The sequence below is a fragment of the Chryseobacterium defluvii genome, from assembly GCF_014204415.1.
Lineage (GTDB): Bacteria > Bacteroidota > Bacteroidia > Flavobacteriales > Weeksellaceae > Chryseobacterium > Chryseobacterium defluvii_A.
This window is the reverse complement of sequence record NZ_JACHLE010000002.1, coordinates 253,236-270,274: the sequence shown is the minus strand read 5'-3', so window position 1 is coordinate 270,274 and position 17,039 is coordinate 253,236. Positions and strand designations below refer to the sequence as shown.

Here is a 17,039-nt window from a genome sequence, read left to right as displayed (position 1 = left end):
TTTTTGACATAATGAATGGGCGTTAAGAAAAATTAATAGAATAAATTGCTAAAAATGTTTGAGTTAATTAAAATAGTCCTAAATTTGTTGCCCCTTAAATAAAGAAGGAGTTAAAAATAAGTTTGTTATGATTAAAAAACTATCCCTAATCTCTTTGTTTACATTATTGCCTGCATCGTATTATTTTGCGCAAACTACTGTATATGCGTATGTTAAAGATCAGGACGGTAAGCCTTTGGAGAGAGCAGAAGTAGATCTGGCACAATCCGGTGATGATGTTACCGCAGATAAAATCGGGTACTTCCAGTTTGTAGACTTACAGCCCGGTCATTATCTCATTACCGTTACAAGACCCAACTTTGAATCCAAAATTGTAGAGTTTGATGTAACGTCTGATGAGAAAAGAAAAGACTTAGGCGTTATTACCCTTAATTCCAATGCAGGAACAGACGCCGGAGTAGTTGTTATTGATGACTCGGCGAATGACACTGAAGACGGAGGTTCTGCGATGCAGCCTACGGTAGGACTATTAAGTTCAGGAAGAGATGCTTTCCAGAATGTAGCTGCCTTCGAATTGGGAGCTTACTGGTTCAGACCCAGAGGAGTAGACAACAGATTTGAGGATGTGCTGTTCAACGGGGTATCCATGTCTAAGAATGATGACGGAAGAATAGATTTCAGCAACTGGGGAGGCCTTAATGATGTTACAAGATATCCGTATGAGAATGTAGATAATATTACACCTTCGGAATATACTTTCGGTAATCTGGGAGGTGTTGTCTATTACAATACAAGAGCATCTACTTATAGAAAACAAACTTCTTTAGCCTATTCATTTACCAACAGAAGTTACCTGCACAGAGCAATGGCAACGTATTCTTCCGGTTTGACGAAAAACGGATGGGCGGTTACGCTCTCAGGAAGCAGAAGATGGGGGGACAGAGCAATTATTGACGGGGTGTACCAGGACTCTTATGCTTATTTCGGCTCTATCGAAAAGAAATTTAGTGACAGGCACTCGATTAACCTTACCGGTTTCGGATCTCCTACGTATAGAGCTTCCAATGCTCCTAATACCCAGGAAGTATATGACCTGATGGGCAAAAACTATAACTCTTACTGGGGCTGGCAGGACGGCGAAAAAAGAAATTCCAGGATCAGAAAAGTATTCGAGCCGATCTTCATGTTAACGGATTACTTAAAAATTGGTAAGAACTCCAACTGGATCAATACGTTTTCCTATCAGTTCGGAAGTGATGCCAGAAGCCGTTTAGATTGGTTCCATGCCGCAGATCCGAATCCTACATATTACAGAAAATTACCAAGCTACGGAGATTTTACTGCTGACGAGTTCAGAGCTAATTCGCAGATCAACTGGAATGCTTTATACCAGGCAAACTATATCAATGCAAATGATATGGGTGGTGTAGACAGAGGAGCTGTTTATACTTTGGTAGAAGATGTAAATAAAGATAAGACATTCAATTTTTCGTCACACTTTGATACGAGGCTGAAAGACAACTGGAAGCTGAACATTAACTTCAATTACCAGAATCTTAAATCTGATAACTTCAGAAGAATAAAAGATCTGCTAGGGGCTAATTATGCATACAACCTTAATGCTTTTAATAATGACGTACAATATAATCTTGATGACCCGAACGTTCAGGTAAAAAAAGGAGACAGAACCCAGTATTCTTATGAGCTGACGAGAAATCAGTATGCATTGAATGTTTCATCCGAAATAGATTTTACAAAATGGAATGTAATGGCCTCTATCTTTGCTTCTTATTCAGAGGCTCAGAGAGACGGGCACTATAGAAACGGTATTACGAGATTTACCAATGATTCCAAAGGCAAAAGCCCTATTTATGATGCTTTGGATGCAGGGATTAAGGCAAGAATTACCTATAAGATCAATGGTAAGAACTTCATCGTTTATAACGGGGCATTCTTCAGTCTGGCACCTACTCTTAACGAGATCTATATCAACCCTAGAGCGGTCAATTATCTGACACCGGGTGTTAAGAACCAGATGATTAACTCTAATGAGTTGAGCTATATCATGAGAGGGCAGATCCTGAAACTTAGATTGTCCGGATATTATACCACCATCAACAATGCAACTGAGATTGCCAGATATTATGTAGACGCTACGGATGCTGTAGGAACTTCTTACAATACACTGGTAAATGAAGCAATGAGCGGTGTAAATAAAAGATATTTAGGGGCAGAATTAGGATTTGATGTTAAAGTTACTTCTACACTAAATGCAATAGGGGTAGCAAGTGTTGGTGATTACGAATATACTGATAATGCTGATGTTTCCACATTTGATGATCTGAACGGATTCAGAGGCGAAGAGTTCTGGAAAGGCCAGGCAAATGTTAAAGGTTATAAAGTGGCGGGAACTCCTCAGAAAGCATTCTCCTTCGGATTGAAGTATAACTCTCCGAAATACTGGTGGATCGGTGCTTCAGCCAATTACCTGATGGATCAGTACCTTGAATTCTCAGCATTGAATAAAACTCCTTATATGTATACCAACCCGGATACCAATGACCCTTATGACGGAGTTACTCCTGAGCTTATCCAGCAGCTTACCTCTCAAAGGAAATTTGACGATCAGTTTATGCTGAATGCGAATGCAGGAAAATCCTTCGTATTCGGAAAATACAGAATGGGGATCAGTATTTCAGTAAACAACATCCTTAATAATAGAGACTATGTAACCGGTGGATTTGAGCAGGGAAGAAATGTGAGATTCCCGGATATCCTTGAAGACTCATCTAAAGAGTATCCTTCATTTGCACCAAAACTTTGGTATGACAGAGGAATTAACTTCTTCACAAACGTTTATTTAAGATTCTAAAATAACTAATTATGAAAAAATATAATTCAAAACTTGTATATATTTTTGTTGTTATTGCTTCTTTGTTCATAACAGGATGTGTGCATGATGACAAATATGATGAGCCGGCCCTTGACGGTTTCGAATGTGCAGACAAAAATGGAGTTGTTCTTCCTTTTGCTGATGTAAAGCTGAAATACCAGAACGCAGCTTACGTTTTCCCGGATGATACGACTCCAAATGATGAGTCTGATGATCTGTATATGGTAGGATATGTATCTTCAACAGATGAAACAGGGAATATCTATAAGACGATATATGTTCAGGATGCACTGGAAAATCCAACTCATGGATTTACGATTAGTGTAGATGCCGTAAGTACTTATACAAAGTACCCTCAGGGTTCCAAAGTATATATCAAGCTTAACAGCCTTGCCATAGGAACCTATGGAGGAGTAGTTCAGATCGGTATGATAACAGGGGAAGAGACTTCTGCAACTGCAGTATCCAGAATCCCTGAAAAGCTTGTAGCCAAGCACATTTTCAGATCATGTTCAGAAAGAGGAAAAGTGATCCCTAAAGTAATGACTTTAGCTCAAATGATCACTACGAACGATAAATACATCGGATGTCTGATCCAGGTAAATGATGCCGAATTTGACAATAAAATATTATGTTCAAACTATGCTCCTAACGGGGTAACGGTAGACAGACAGATCAGGGATGCAAGTACTGCTACGGCAAGAGTGGTGAGAAACAGCGGATATGCTTCATTTGCCAATCAGAGAATGCCTTCAGGAAACGGGACATTCATAGGAATCTACAGTAAATATAATTCCACTTATCAGATGTATATCAACAGGGCGACTGACCTGGATATGGAAGGGGATAAAAACGGAGATGGAGTAGATGAGCATTTCCCTCGTTTAGACGGAATTACGGCTAATCCATGTATGTACAGTGATGCAGGATTGACAGCAAAAACAGTAGCTGAGGTTAAACAATTGGCTAACAGCCCGCTTACCTTAATTACAGGTGATTTTGTATTAAAAGCTAAAGTAACGGCCAATGACAAGTCCGGAAACCTTTTCAAATATGTGTATGTAGAAGATGCAACAGGAGGGATCAGGGTAAATATAGACAAAGCGGACTTATACAATGATGCAAGATTTGTTGTAGGAAAAGAAGTATATATTAAACTTAAAAACTTATATGTAGGAGCTGTAAGCGGTGAAATTCAACTAGGATCACCTTTCAGCGGTGCAGTGGGAAGAATTGCAGAAGCAGATGTTTACAAATACTTCTTCGATTCTAATAAGCCTATAACGGCAGTAGTTCCTACGGAAAGATCTATTACACAGTTTACCTCTGCCGATGTGGGAAGATGGATCAAGATCAAAGACCTTCAGTTTATAGAAGGAGACCTTGAAAAAACTTATGCTGCTGGTGGAGTTACCAACAGAACCCTTGAAGACTGTTCAGGGAACAAGGTGATCCTGAGAACAAGTAATTTTGCAGACTTCTCCGGAAATACCATAGAAGCAGGAAAAGGAGATGTATATGCTATTTTAAGTGTATTTAACGGAACTTATCAGCTATGGATCACTAATATATTGGGAGCAGATCTTGATGATCCAAGATGTGACGGAAGCGTATATACTCCTCTGCCAGTTATTTACAGTGAGAATTTTGCCAGTGGTGGTTTCAGTGCAGACTGGACCTTAGTGAATGTAGTGGGAGCTCAGGTTTGGCTGACCTCTAACCAAGGAAACGGTACAAACTATTATGCGGTAATGAATGGTTTTGCTTCAGGAAATAAAGCCAATGAAGACTGGCTGATCTCTAAAGAAGTGAGTCTGGTTGGGAAAACCAAAGCTGCTGTAAGCTTTACTACAGATGTAAGATATGCCGGAAATGCATTGCAGGTATATGCGACGGATAACTATACAGGAAATCCGGCCACTACGGTATGGACTGTATTACCGGCTGCATTAGATACCAATACCGGGGCATTTGGAGACTGGGTAAGCTCAGGAAATGTAAATTTAAGTGCCTTCTTAGGAAAAAATGTCAGAATTGCATTTAAATATACTTCTACAACCTCTGCAGCAGCAACCTGGGAAGTGGATGACTTCAAAATAAAAGGAGAATAATTTTGACTTTTAATAATAACTGCGGCGGCATCTTTGATGCCGCCGCAGTTATTTTATACATTATTTAACTGTAATCGTCGGATCCCAGTAATAATAACCAAATAATACCTGCTTATTACTATCATTAGGGTCTATAGTATATAAAGCAAACTGTACATAGAAATTCTCCGTTCCTGTATTTCTTACTCTTGAATCAAAACTGGAGAAAGTAATGTTTGCCGTATTTGCTGGTAAACCGTTTGATGAATTATAATTGGGTACAACAGCTTGTTGTCTTATAACAGCATCATATACGAAATTGTTAAATACCTGATCTCCGGACCAATATTTAATATTGTAAATGATGACCGCATCATCTGAATTCTGATAAATCGAAGTGCTTCTGAAAGATACATTATCACCTGCTTTTGCACTGAAATTCAGATCAGCGGTTCCTTGTCCGGATAACGCGTTGGCATTTGAAACAATCATATGCTGACTGTTATGGTCAATTCCTGTAGGATTATTAGGGTCCTGGCTTGGCCTTGGATAATTTGTTTTTACATAATCCGTGTCAATTACTACCAACACGTCGATCTGCTGGTTTGAGGCATTTAATTCAGTTTCCATTTCTATTAATTTTTTAGTTTGGTGTTTTCCTACTCGTTTGGCTTTTGGGATTTCGCCTCGTTGATTAAAGTGGTTTCTGAACTCCACATGGTCTGTTTTTGTAATATTACATGACAAAGGTACATTTCCATAAAACAGAATGCTAGAGTAGAAATCCGGCAATTTATAATTCAGTAGTTTTACCTATTAAGTCTCTTTAATGTGAAATTTTAAGACAAAAAGGTATAAAAAAACCACTGCTATGCAGTGGTCCTATAATCTAAATTAAAAGTCTGTTCTTAAAAAGAAACTTCATTCACTTCCTTTCCGCGCTGGAAATTCATTACTTTCTGGCTTCCTTTATAAGCAATGCTCACAATGTTGCTCTGCTTGGGAAAAGCTCCCAGAAGTATCGTATTTTTGATCTTCAGGGTATTGATATCCGAAATCCCTCCGGACTCAAAATATACCCATACAGTTTCTCCGCTCACCTGGCTTCCCGTGAAGGTAATGGTTTTGGGAGAACCATTGACGTATATATCAAAATTATTATTTACATATTTTTTTACTTCTGCTTCAAATCCGGCAGTATTAGGATTTATCTTGATAGCATCCGAAATATGGTTGGTATTCATTTTTGTGGTAAACTTCAATGTCTTGCTGCCTTCCACATAATCTACTTTTGTCATTGAAGAGAAAAAGTCCGCATTCATGAAGCTCATCAACACAAAAAATGTTAAAATTCCTGATATATATAAAAGTTTTTTCATCTTAATTAAGAGATTTATAATCATACTCGTTGTTTATAAGTCACAAATAATATGCCAATTAAAAGTTTACATTCACAGAATACTTATCATAGAAGGCTTTAATATGTGCTACAGCCTCATCAGCAGTATCTACAACCCTGTAAAGACTTAAGTCTCCCTCGGAGATCATTCCATCCTTTAAAAGGGTAGCTTTAAACCAATCCAGCAGTCCGCTCCAGAATTCAGACCCTACCAATACAATAGGAAACCTCCCTATTTTATCAGTCTGGATTAAAGTAAGAGCTTCTGTAAGCTCATCCAAAGTTCCAAATCCCCCCGGCATTACAATAAACCCTTGAGAATATTTTACAAACATTACCTTTCTCACGAAAAAATAATCAAAATTCATGGAATACACCTTATTGATATAAGGATTAAAATGCTGCTCGAACGGCAGATCGATATTTAAACCGATTGATTTTCCGGTAGCATTGAACGCTCCTTTATTGCCCGCTTCCATGATCCCCGGACCACCGCCTGTGATAATTCCGAAACCTATTTTTGTAATTTTCTCGGCAATCTCTACAGCCATTTGATAATATTTGCTTTCAGGCTGCAATCTTGCCGAACCAAAAATAGAAACGCAAGGGCCTATTTTAGCCAGTTTTTCATACCCGTCAACAAATTCGGCCATAACTTTGAATACCATCCAGCTGTCTTTTGTAATGGTTTCGTCCCAAGTTTTCTGCCTGAAACTGTTGTGGAGTTTTGTTTCGTTAATATCCAATTCAGGATTTACCAAACTTTCATCCCTTTTTCCATCAATTTCCATGTATCGATCTATTTAAAATATTTTTCAGCTTCCGTTACAGACTCCGGTCTCCCGACATCTATCAGGATACTGTCATGCAGAAAGCCATGTATATGCTCTGTCTGCATCAGATCCAGATATTCCTCCATCACAGAAAACTTCCCCGTTCTTTTTATTTTTTCAAATATAACAGGGCTGATGCAGTGTACTCCGCTGAAAGCTAATGCTTTAAAGCCCTTGTTGAACTCTGCAAGCCTTTGCTCTCCTGTTTGTACATTCAGCCAGCCTCTTAAGACCATGTCATCATTGAAAAGCAGTTTTCTTGAACTTTCCCTGTCTGAAACAGCTAAAGTAGCAAAATCTTTAACCTTCTTGTGATAGTCCACCAGATTATTGATATTGATATTGGTTAAGATATCAGCATTCATAATTAAGAAGTCTTCTCCATGATCCAGGAATCTTCTAGCAAAAATCAAACCACCTCCGGTTTCCAGCAGTTCTTCCGTTTCATCGGAGATCTCAATATTGCAGTTGAAATTATTATTTTTCCTGAGAAACTCGACGATCTGGTCCCCAAAATGATGAACATTGATCACAAAATCCTTTATTCCGAAACCTTTGAGATAATTGATGTTCCTTTCCAAAAGCGGAACATCATTTACCCTCGCCAGTGCTTTCGGGTGATGATCTGTAAAAGGTTTAAGCCGGGTGCCCTTTCCTGCTGCAAAAATTAAAGCTTTCATAGTATTATAAATAATGAATAATGGGTAATAAGTAATGAGTGAAAATTACAAATTATTTATTGCTTATTACTAATGTTGAGTTGGTGCTGCTCATCATGATGCAGGCTTATCTCCGTACTTCCGGAATATTTTTCACGGATAAAATCAGCGATCTTTATAGCGCAGTACACCGACCTGTGCTGCCCGCCCGTACATCCGAAACTGATCTGAAGATTTTCAAATCCCCTCTCTATATAATTATCAATATTGATGGAAACAATGCTTTTAACAAGTTCTAAAAATTTCGGCATTTCTGTTTGAGTCTCTAAAAACTCCTGAACTCCGATATCATTTCCGGTCTGGCTTTTATATTCTTCGATTCTGCCCGGATTGAGGATTCCTCTGCAATCGAAGGTAAAACCGCCTCCATTTCCGGATTCATCTTTCGGAATTCCGCCTTTCTTGTATGAAAAACTGTGGATGTCTATGTGTAGCATGCTTATATTTTTTGAACCATTAAGATTCTTTTAAGTTGTTGGTTTATTGATAGAGCCTTCGACTCCGCTCAGGCTGACATTTCTAATACTGACCTAGTCTTACACATTGTCAGCCTGAGCGGAGTCGAAGGCTCTAACTTTTTAAAATATCTTCTATTTTTATTTTTGTCTTTTCTAAGGCCAGTTGTTGTATCACTTTTTCCAGTTCGGGATAATCTTTCATATCTTCCCATGACTGTGCAAACTGATCAATATTTTCAATACCTTTTTCCATACTTGCAATAAAGTGTTGCTTTCTCTGGATAAGCCCTCTGAATCCATATGCACCCAATACCTGTAAAAATCTCATCAGTTGAATAGGTTTCACCGATGTTTTTAGTTGATCCTGGATCTCCTTGTTTTCAAATTGCTGAATATAAAATTCCAGCATCTCATTTTTAAAATCTTCCGGGAAATTGGCTTTCGCCTGAAAAAGAAAGGAGACAACATCATACATCAATGGTCCCTTCATTGCCGACTGATAATCAATAAATGAAATGGTATTGTTTTCATTGACCATGATGTTTCTCGCCTGAAAATCCCTTATCATCAACCCTTTGGGTTCAAGGCTTTCGATAAGGTCTGTGATCTTTTTGAATTCCTTCAGAAGGGTAGATCTGTGATATTCCAGTTCAAGAACATCAGCTACAAAGTTTTTAAAATAATACAGGTCGTGGATGACAGGAAGCTCATCATAGCTTTCGTATTCAAATGTCTGGTGAAAATCTATATTTCCCTCCGTCTGAATCTGCAGATAATACAGTTTTTGCAAAGTCCCCTGTACCAGAAACTTCACTTTTTCAGACAAACCTTCTTCTGAAATGATCTCTGAGAGGGTATTTTCTCCTAAAAATTCCTGAACATATAATTTCCGGTCTTCAGAAATGGCAAAAATAGCAGGAGTATTCAGTTGAAGCAGGGTAAAAACCTCCGAAAAATAAAAAAAACTTTCATTTTCCCGGATATTCTCATTATAGGTAACAATATAGTTTTTTTCAGTTTTTGCCCGAAAATTTACTCTCGCGGAACCGCTTTGAGCTAAAATAACAAACTCAGAAGATTTTTTACCGGTATAATTTTCAAAAAATCGTTTTGCGCTCTCAGAATTCATAGTAGGAAACAAATATAGTAAATTTATATCTTTGCAGCATGTTAAAGGATTTTAAGCCTGTTTTAGGAATTTTACTTCGATTCATCATCATCTATCTGGTGCTACTTGTTGCCTATCAGTTTTACCTGAACAGCTTCAAAGGAAACGGTCTGGATCCTTTTTCAAAACTGATCGCAGAGCAGGTAATGCATATTCAGAACGTATTAAACTATCCGACACAGCTGTATAACGACATTCCTAAAGAACAGGTGTGGTTTTATGTAAACAAAGACTATCGCACGAGGATGGTGGAAGGATGTAATGCGGTGTCTGTAATGATTTTATTCGTGTCTTTTATCTTTGCTTTCTATAAAGGTTTTAAAACCTTTGTGTTTGTCTTCATCAGCCTTATTTTACTTTATATCATGAACCTGTTAAGGATAGCAGGGCTGAATATTGTAATGACCGATTATAAAGAATATGGTAAAATTTCCCATGATTTTATCTTTCCTGCTGTTATTTACGGAAGTGTGGTTTTGCTTTGGCTTGTATGGATTAAATTCTTTGCTTTGAAAAATGAAAATTCTTAACTGGCTTTTAGTCATCGCAGGAATCTCAGGGCTTATGGGGGTGAGAATGCTGGAAGATAAGATCTTCTATGATCCTTTTCTTGAGTATTTCCATGAGGCTGATAAAACGATGGCCTTTCCATCATTTGAATGGGGAAAATTGATTGTCAGCCATCTTTTCAGATTTGTTTTGAATCTGCTCTTTTCCTGTATGATCATTCATTTTTTATTTAAAAACAAAGAGTGGACGGTGCAGGGAGCCTTACTGATCACGATTATCTTTATCATCACATTTCCTATTTATCTGTATTGTATTGCTAACGGGTTTGAAATAGGATACCTTTTTTCTTTTTATATGAGAAGGTTTGTGATCCAGCCTTTGATCCTGCTTCTTATTATCCCGATGTTCTATTACAGGAAGCAAGTTTTGATGAAAAAATAATATAGATGCTTCGACTTCGCTCAGCATGACAGAGAAATTATAAATTAAGGATTTTAAATTTTAGATGAGAAAAAATTTATCATTCATCATCTGTCATTTATTCACATTGTCATGCTGAGCGAAGTCGAAGCATCTGAAAATGTAGATTCTAAACGGTTGTATGCTTATTTTCCCGAGTTATATTTTCAGCGGTCCATTGTACCCTTTTTACAAAATCCCGCTCACGAACGGGACACTCGTATATCTGGCAGACAGGGCATGAAATGGTTTTGCAATCATCCATATGAAAATTGAATTCAATGCTTCGTTTGGTATTTCCGGCTAAAAGCTTGATGACATTTTCCATTTCTTTATGGGCGTCACGAAGGCTGTAGTACCAGGGAAGCGTAATATGGGCATCGATATGCAGAGAGGAACCGAATTGCTGGATCTTCATATTATGAATGTCGATCCACTCTGTTTTCCTGTTGTTTTCAAGGATCTCCACAATTTTTTTCAAAATATCCGGATCCTGCTCATCCATGATCCCGCTTAAGGATTTACGGACAATCTTATACCCTATAAAAATGATATAAAGCCCAAAAACGAGTGCCACGACAGAATCCAGCCAATAGATCCTTGTGAAATAAACAATGATTAAGCTTATTACAACGCCAAGAGTGGTAATGGTATCCGACTGAAGATGTTTACCGGAAGAAACAAGAACCAGAGAATTCTCTTTTTCTCCTTTTTTAATGGAAATATAACCCAGCAAATAATTGATGATCGCCGTAGCTGCCACAATCCAGATCCCGATATCCAGCTTGTTGAGTGTTTTTCCCACCACAAGACTGTTGATGCCTTCATAGATGATCATAATGCCGGCAATGGCTATTAAAGCACCTTCTATCCCAGAAGTAACAAACTCTACTTTTCCATGTCCGTAAGGGTGGTCTTCATCTTTCGGCTTTGCAGCGAGGTGTAAAGAGTATAGCCCCATAAATGCACTGATGACATTCACAATACTCTCCATGGCATCAGAAAATACAGCATCAGAATTGGTAAGCTTCCAGGCAATGATCTTACCAATAAAAAGGATCACTCCAAAGACTGCAATGAGCTTTTGGAAACCTATTTTATCTTTATTGGTATTCGTCTGAATATTCATAGTTTGATAAAAAAAAGAATCCCAATTCTGAGACTCTTTTTATTTTGTTAGTTTATACTAAGTTGTTGGCTACAAGGTATTCTGCAATCTGTACTGCGTTGGTTGCGGCTCCTTTCCGAAGATTGTCCGCCACGATCCAGAGATTGAGCGTTTTCGGTTGGGAAAGGTCACGCCTTATTCTCCCGACGAAAACCTCGTCTTTTCCTTCAGAGTAGAGGGGCATCGGGTACTTGTTATTTTTAACATCATCTATTACGATTACTCCCGGAGTTTCAGACAGGATCTTTCTTACTTCATCAAGATCAAATTCATTTTCGAATTCAATATTTACGCTTTCGGAATGCCCTCCCTGCACAGGAACCCTTACCGCTGTTGCCGTTAAATTAAAGGTATCATCGCCTAATATCTTTTTAGGCTCTTTCATTAATTTAATTTCCTCTTTCGTATAATCATCATCCCCGAAAACGTCACAGTGCGGTAATGCGTTTTTAAAGATCTGATAAGGATATACCTTAGCAATGGTATCATCACCCTTGATTTCCGAGTTGAGCTGATCAACTGCTGCTTTTCCGGTACCTGTTACTGACTGATAAGTAGAAACAATTACTCTTTTGAGGTCATATTTTTTATTCAAAGGCCCTAGTACCATTACCAGCTGAATGGTGGAACAGTTCGGGTTGGCAATAATTTTATCTTCAGCAGTCAGTACACCTGCATTGATTTCAGGTACTACCAGTTTTTTGTCAGGATCCATCCTCCATGCCGAAGAATTGTCGATAACCGTTACTCCGGCCTCTGCAAATTTTGGGGCAAATTCAAGAGAAGTTGAGCCTCCTGCTGAAAAAATGGCAATATCAGGTTTGGCAGCTATAGCGTCGTTAATGCTTACAATGGTATACTCCTCCTGTTTATATTTGACCTTCTTTCCGATAGATCTTTCCGAAGCTACGGGAATTAATTCTGTTACAGGAAAGTTTCTTTCTTCCAAAACTTTAAGCATCACTTGTCCAACCATTCCTGTTGAACCTACTACAGCTACTTTCATTGATTGATTAAAAAATTAAAGATTAAAATATTTAAAAATTACAGATTCATAATTTATAACTCATAACTTTTTATGCTCCAAAGACTTTCGCCCACGGAAATGCAAATGCAAATAAACCTGCTGCAATTAATCCCATGATTACGATCCCCAAAGAAATGGTGTCGTTGGATTTCACTTTTTTATTAATGATAGTCATCAATATGGCAGCAATTAACATGGAAAACGGATGTTCAATATATTGAAATCTTGAATAAGCATTGCTCATTAATGTTCCGGAATCTAAAGCAACTTTGAATCCCGGAGAAAATATGAATAATAAACAAATTCCGACTAAAAACTGGATATGAAAGAAAATCATTGTAAAGAGAGTCGTCTTCTTTAAAAAGTTGTTCACTTTACCACTGAAGCCAAACATAGTAACTAAAAGAGCAATAATAAATAATGCTACTAAAACAAGTTCAAGATACCCAAATCCTTTGTGTGCACTAAGGAAAATTTTGTAAAAATCCATATTCAATTTTTTTGTAAACAAATATAACAAAAATCCCGGCTTATCGCCGGGATTGATATTGATAAAATCTAATATATTAGAAGTTAAATGTAAGGTTTGCAGCCCATGTTCTTCCAAAACCGAAATAAACCTGATTGGATTGGTGAATACCTTTCCAGGTTCCTTGTGCATTGTAGTTTGCAAGTGCAGTGGCTTGTTGTGCAGCTGTACCAGTGAAGTTTTGTTCTGTAAGTCCTGTATGATTGTTTGTAGTAGCTTCAGTGATATAAGTAGTATCAAACAAATTATAAACATTTGCTCCCAAAGTTAAACTTTGTCTTGCTCCAATATCAAATTTGTAAGAAGCTCCTAGATCAAATAAATTGTAGCTTGGTAAACGTAACGCCCCTTTTTCTAATGCTGGCGGAGTATAAGTTGGAGTTTGTACTGAAGAATCAAAAGCAGTTACATCAAAACGAGCATACAACTGATCCACCCATCTCCAGTTTGCGTTGATTCTCAGTCCTTTTACAGGTTTGAATGTAGCACCTAATGAGGCTGTCATTTGTGCAGCATCACCAACTTTCACATTGTCTAAATTTAATTTAGTAACGTTAGTTCCGCTTGTCAAGATTACAGGGTTGTTGTTGTCGTCATAAATAGTACCCTCCGCATTTCCTTGATATCTATAGTCACCCCAAGAGAACATCGCTTCTAAGTCAACATATTTTCCGATAGAGTATGTTGCGTCAAATTCTACTCCGTAGTGTACTTGTTCTATTCCATTTATTTCTGCATAAGCTTGAGTAATGGCTGGCCCTGAAGGTTGAGGTACGGTAAGGCCTGTTCTTCTTTGGAAGCGATCTTTCCAAGAGGTTCTGAAAAGGTTAACGTTAGCTCTCAGATTTGAAGATCTGTAACCATAGCCTAATTCTGCACTGAAGACTTTTTCGTTAGTAAGATTAGGATTCACAACTTGTCGGTTGTTTGGATAAACCCCAGTGAAGAATGGTTGTCTGGAAAAATATCCGATATTACCAAAAACATTATGGTTTGAATCCAAATTATAATTGGCTCCGGCTTTTACGTTATATCCTAAAATGTTTTTAAACCCGGTTTTCTTATTAACCGTTTGCCCACTTTGCTGAGTAACTCCATCAATTATCCAATTGTCTATTCTTTGGAATCCTTGGTTAGAGATTGCACCTTGTACAAATGCGGTGAAATTATCCTTGGAATATTCTATTTGTCCGAAACCTCCATACCAAGTTACTTCTCCATCATAATTTCTGCTGGCAATTTGAGATTTATCTTTTATGGCAGCCGCAAATGGATTTGCTGAAGGCGTTGGAGCCTGTGTTCCTGTGATTACAGTTCCTGCTGGTCTTGTGTTAAAATCTCCTGTTTCGGTGTATTTATTATTTCCTAAAAGATCTGTTACAACACCAGGGTGATAACCATAGTAGTATCTTGCATCAATTCCAATGGAAAAATTAAGCTCATCACTTAATTTATGGTTAAAGTTTGATAGTAAGCCATACCAGTTATGAGAATTGATATGTGATCTTCTTACTAAACCACGACCTGTGTTATCATTATAAGTAGTACCGATCGTTCTGTATGCTTCACCCGGGGTTGGGTTTACTGCACCAAAAGTTCCACCAACATTAACACCCTGATTCCATGCTACAATATCATCCCAACGGATTTGTCCGTTTGCATCTTTAAATGCATTATCGAATACTTGTTTTCCGTTAATTCTACCTAAGAAACCAGTTCCACCACCTCTACCAAATGAAGCGTAAGCAACAGTAGCAAGTTTTGACCTTTCAGACATTTTCCAGTCCCAGTTGAAAGACATGATTGGTTTTGAATAGAAGTTTCTGTTTGTCGTAAATTGTTCACCATTTAACAATCCCCAGTTAGAGTTATATTTTCTATTTGGATCTTCTGCTTTCACATTATCTAATTTACCGTCTCCCATATCTAAATATGTTGCAATGGTGTTGGTGAAGTTTTGATTATGCCATTGTGGAGCGCCTGTAAAAGTGAATTGGAAATCATGTTTTTCATTTGGCTGATATCCAACTGCCAGATAATAATTATAAGCTTCAAAATCTGACCCGTCAAAATACATTGCACCTGCAGTTCTGCTCATTAAGAATGAAGTAGACCAGCCTTTTTCAGATTTTCCGGTGTTATAAGCAAATAATGTTTTATGATATCCATCATTACCAACACCTACTGATACCGTTCCTCCTCTTTTTTTATCTGCTGCTCTTGTCAAAATGTTAATTGTTCCACCAACAGAAGCAATAGCCAGTTTAGAAGAACCAAGACCTCTTTGCACCTGCATAGAAGAAGTTACATCAGCAATCCCAGCCCAGTTACTCCAATATACCTGCCCGTTTTCCATATCGTTAACGGGCATACCATTAACCATAACAGCGATATTTTCGTTCGCAAAACCACGGATGTTGATTCTGGAGTCTCCGAAACCACCACCACCTTTAGTTGTGTAAACAGATGGAGTCGTGTTCAAAATTTCCGGGAATTCCTGGTTTCCTAATCTTTCTACAATTTGTGCTTCTTTGATTGTTGAAACAGCAACCGGTGTTTTTCTGTCTTTAGCAATGTCGGCAACTCCCGTCAATACAACTTCTTCAATGTCTTTAGACCTTGTATTAACAGTGTCCTTGGTTTGCTGAGCATAATAAACGCTGGCGGTAGAAAGTGTAATCGCTACAGTCAGCATTGATTTGTTGATTAATTTCATAATCGTTATAATAGTTAGATTTAAATTTTATGCAAAAATCGGTAAATAAATCTTAACCATTATTAACTAAATGTTAATTTTTAATCAGTCTTAATAATGTTTAATTAATTGATTTTCAAAATAATACATATTCTGGTGCTTTTTTATGAAAAAAATCATATTATTTATTTTTTAACAAAAAGAGGTCATTTTTGTTAAAAACGCAAAGCTATTTCACAGCTTTGAGGCTTAAATCTATATTCTCTGCTGAGTGGGTAAGGGCTCCGGCGGAGATATAAGTGACGCCGGTGGAGGCAATTTCTTTCAGCATATCCCTTGTAATTCCTCCTGAAGCTTCAGACTCGCAGGAACCGTTGATCATCTTGACAGCCTGTTTCATTGTTTTTACATCCATATTATCCAGCATGATCCTGTCAACTTTGGCATTGATAGCTTCCTGAACTTCTTCTAAATTCCGGGTCTCAACCTCGATCTTTAGTTTTTTCTTATTTTTTTTGATATAATCCTTTGCCATTTTCACAGCATTGGTAATGCTTCCGTTGTAATCAATATGATTATCCTTTAACATAATCATGTCATAAAGCCCGTACCTGTGATTGGTTCCGCCGCCTATGGCCACGGCCCACTTTTCACATACCCTAAAATTTGGGGTGGTTTTGCGGGTATCAAGTAATTTTGTTTTTGTTCCAACTAATCTGGAATCCCAGTCGTGAGCGAGAGTTGCAATGCCGCTCATCCTCTGCATGCAGTTGAGGACAAGCCTTTCGGTGGAAAGTATGGATCTTGCGCTTCCGGTAACGATGAAAGCGATATCTCCCACTTTGGCTGTTTCGCCATCTTTAATAAACGTTTCAATGCTTAAATTTATATCGAAAGTTTTAAAAATGATCTCAGCCAATTCAACACCTGCCAAAATACAGTTTTGTTTTACCAGAAGTTTAGCACTCTGCTTCAGATCGTTTGGGATTGTGGAGAGAGTAGAATGGTCGCCATCCTGAATATCTTCTTCAAGGGCTGCTTTTATAAATGCTTTAAATACTTTATCGGTTGCGTAGCCTGGTCTTTTCATA

15 protein-coding genes are annotated in these 17,039 nt (G+C 37.8%); 4 read left to right on the top strand and 11 right to left on the bottom strand.

Annotated elements, in window-relative coordinates; translation table 11 throughout:
- Positions 1-127: 127 nt before the first annotated feature.
- Together HNP38_RS09635 and HNP38_RS09630 are read left to right on the top strand one after the other, a co-directional pair.
- Positions 128-2,872, top strand: a complete 2,745-nt coding sequence (locus tag HNP38_RS09635; protein WP_184188457.1) for a TonB-dependent receptor — start codon at positions 128-130, stop codon at positions 2,870-2,872.
- Between the two features lie 11 nt (positions 2,873-2,883).
- The gene (locus HNP38_RS09630; RefSeq protein WP_184188455.1) at positions 2,884-5,004 is read left to right on the top strand and encodes a DUF5689 domain-containing protein; all 2,121 of its coding nucleotides are present in this window, start codon (positions 2,884-2,886) and stop codon (positions 5,002-5,004) included.
- A 60-nt stretch (positions 5,005-5,064) separates the two neighbouring features.
- Here the strand turns inward: HNP38_RS09630 and HNP38_RS09625 are convergent, their stop codons facing one another.
- The 6 genes from HNP38_RS09625 to HNP38_RS09600 all read right to left on the bottom strand — a co-directional run bounded on the left by HNP38_RS09625 (position 5,065) and on the right by HNP38_RS09600 (position 9,521).
- Positions 5,065-5,613, bottom strand: a complete 549-nt coding sequence (locus tag HNP38_RS09625) for an inclusion body family protein (protein WP_184188453.1) — start codon at positions 5,611-5,613, stop codon at positions 5,065-5,067.
- 278 nt (positions 5,614-5,891) lie between these two features.
- Entirely contained in the window at positions 5,892-6,362 is a 471-nt protein-coding gene (locus HNP38_RS09620; protein WP_184188451.1) for a DUF6702 family protein, read from the bottom strand.
- A gap of 58 nt (positions 6,363-6,420) precedes the next feature.
- Positions 6,421-7,173: a TIGR00730 family Rossman fold protein gene (locus HNP38_RS09615; protein WP_184188449.1), complete on the bottom strand. Its 753-nt coding sequence runs from the start codon at positions 7,171-7,173 to the stop codon at positions 6,421-6,423.
- Between the two features lie 8 nt (positions 7,174-7,181).
- The gene (locus HNP38_RS09610; RefSeq protein WP_184188447.1) at positions 7,182-7,895 is read right to left on the bottom strand and encodes an NDP-sugar synthase; all 714 of its coding nucleotides are present in this window, start codon (positions 7,893-7,895) and stop codon (positions 7,182-7,184) included.
- 56 nt (positions 7,896-7,951) lie between these two features.
- Positions 7,952-8,371, bottom strand: a complete 420-nt coding sequence (locus HNP38_RS09605; protein WP_184188444.1) for an RNase adapter RapZ — start codon at positions 8,369-8,371, stop codon at positions 7,952-7,954.
- Positions 8,372-8,504: 133 nt separating this feature from the next.
- Positions 8,505-9,521 (bottom strand): aminoglycoside phosphotransferase family protein, encoded by a 1,017-nt coding sequence (locus HNP38_RS09600; RefSeq protein ID WP_184188442.1) that lies wholly within the window; start codon positions 9,519-9,521, stop codon positions 8,505-8,507.
- 38 nt (positions 9,522-9,559) lie between these two features.
- On the opposite strand from HNP38_RS09600, the gene xrtF reads away from it, so the two are divergent.
- On the top strand, positions 9,560-10,090 hold the full coding sequence (gene xrtF / locus HNP38_RS09595) for an exosortase family protein XrtF (protein ID WP_184188440.1): 531 nt from the start codon (positions 9,560-9,562) through the stop codon (positions 10,088-10,090).
- The gene (locus HNP38_RS09590; RefSeq protein WP_184188438.1) at positions 10,077-10,511 is read left to right on the top strand and encodes an exosortase F system-associated membrane protein; all 435 of its coding nucleotides are present in this window, start codon (positions 10,077-10,079) and stop codon (positions 10,509-10,511) included. Before xrtF ends, HNP38_RS09590 begins: the two co-directional genes overlap by 14 nt.
- A 148-nt stretch (positions 10,512-10,659) precedes the next feature.
- Here HNP38_RS09590 and HNP38_RS09585 read toward each other — a convergent pair whose 3' ends face one another.
- The 5 genes from HNP38_RS09585 to nadC form a co-directional block, all read right to left on the bottom strand.
- Positions 10,660-11,658, bottom strand: a complete 999-nt coding sequence (locus HNP38_RS09585; protein ID WP_184188434.1) for a cation diffusion facilitator family transporter — start codon at positions 11,656-11,658, stop codon at positions 10,660-10,662.
- A gap of 52 nt (positions 11,659-11,710) precedes the next feature.
- Positions 11,711-12,703 (bottom strand): aspartate-semialdehyde dehydrogenase, encoded by a 993-nt coding sequence (locus tag HNP38_RS09580; RefSeq protein WP_184188431.1) that lies wholly within the window; start codon positions 12,701-12,703, stop codon positions 11,711-11,713.
- A 70-nt stretch (positions 12,704-12,773) separates the two neighbouring features.
- Positions 12,774-13,214 (bottom strand): hypothetical protein, encoded by a 441-nt coding sequence (locus tag HNP38_RS09575; RefSeq protein WP_184188415.1) that lies wholly within the window; start codon positions 13,212-13,214, stop codon positions 12,774-12,776.
- A 76-nt stretch (positions 13,215-13,290) separates the two neighbouring features.
- Complete coding sequence (locus tag HNP38_RS09570) at positions 13,291-15,948, bottom strand: TonB-dependent receptor (protein ID WP_228461024.1); 2,658 nt, start codon at positions 15,946-15,948, stop codon at positions 13,291-13,293.
- A gap of 229 nt (positions 15,949-16,177) precedes the next feature.
- The gene (gene nadC / locus HNP38_RS09565) at positions 16,178-17,038 is read right to left on the bottom strand and encodes a carboxylating nicotinate-nucleotide diphosphorylase (protein WP_184188409.1); all 861 of its coding nucleotides are present in this window, start codon (positions 17,036-17,038) and stop codon (positions 16,178-16,180) included.
- Position 17,039 lies beyond the last annotated feature (1 nt).